The sequence below is a fragment of the Aeromonas aquatica genome (genome assembly GCF_000764655.1).
In the GTDB taxonomy this organism is placed as follows: Bacteria; Pseudomonadota; Gammaproteobacteria; order Enterobacterales; family Aeromonadaceae; genus Aeromonas; species Aeromonas aquatica.
Map to the genome: position 1 here is coordinate 1 of NZ_JRGL01000047.1, position 987 is coordinate 987.

Consider the following 987-nt stretch of genomic DNA (forward strand, 5'->3'; position numbering starts at 1 on the left):
GGCCAACACCGAGACGGTGGCGGGCAGCTTCACGGTATCGGCGTCGGACGGCATCCTGAACGTGGTGATAGGGGGCACGACCTATACCCTGGCGCAACTGCAAGGCTTCAACGGCAGCCAGACCATCAACACCGGGGAGGGGATCTTGACCCTGCTGAGCTACAGCGGGACCGCCAGTGGCGGGACGGTGAACTACAGCTACACCCTGAGCGCGACCATCGACAACGACAGCAAGGCGGGCGCCACGCTGACGGAGTTTGATGACAGCGTGACCATTGCGGTGAACGGGGTAGGCGGCACCAGTGCCAGCGACCAGCTGATAGTGCGCATCGTGGATGACACCCCGACGGCGAAGGATGAAAACGGTGGCACCGTCACCGAAGACGTGGCGGGCAGCCTGAACGGCAACGTGCTGAGCAACGATGTGTCCGGTGCAGATACGCCGGCGGCGTTCGTGGGCTGGGCTGCGACCGGGCACAACAACAGTCCCTCGGTCACGGCGCTGAGTACCTACGGTACCTTCGTACAAAATGGCGACGGGAGCTGGACCTATGCGCTGGACAACAGCCGTCCGGCAACCCAGGCACTGACGGCGGCGTTCAACCAGAGCTACGACGTCTGGTACACCATGAAGGACGCGGACGGTGACGAGAGCATCGCCAAGCTGACCATCACCATCCAGGGGGCAAACGATACCTCCAGCGTGGTGACGGTGGCGGCGACCGGTCCGGACCACCTGGTGTACGAGTCGGGGCTCAACCCGAGCGGGTCGAATGCGGCGGCCAACACCGAGACGGTGGCGGGCAGCTTCACGGTATCGGCGTCGGACGGCATCCTGAACGTGGTGATAGGGGGCACGACCTATACCCTGGCGCAACTGCAAGGCTTCAACGGCAGCCAGACCATCAACACCGGGGAGGGGATCTTGACCCTGCTGAGCTACAGCGGGACCGCCAGTGGCGGGACGGTGAACTACAGCTACACCCT

1 protein-coding gene is annotated in these 987 nt (G+C 64.0%); it reads left to right on the plus strand.

Annotated features, from left to right (window positions below; genetic code table 11):
• On the plus strand, positions 1 to 987 hold a 987-nt coding region (locus LG30_RS0107620), incomplete at both ends, for a VCBS domain-containing protein (RefSeq protein WP_033130111.1).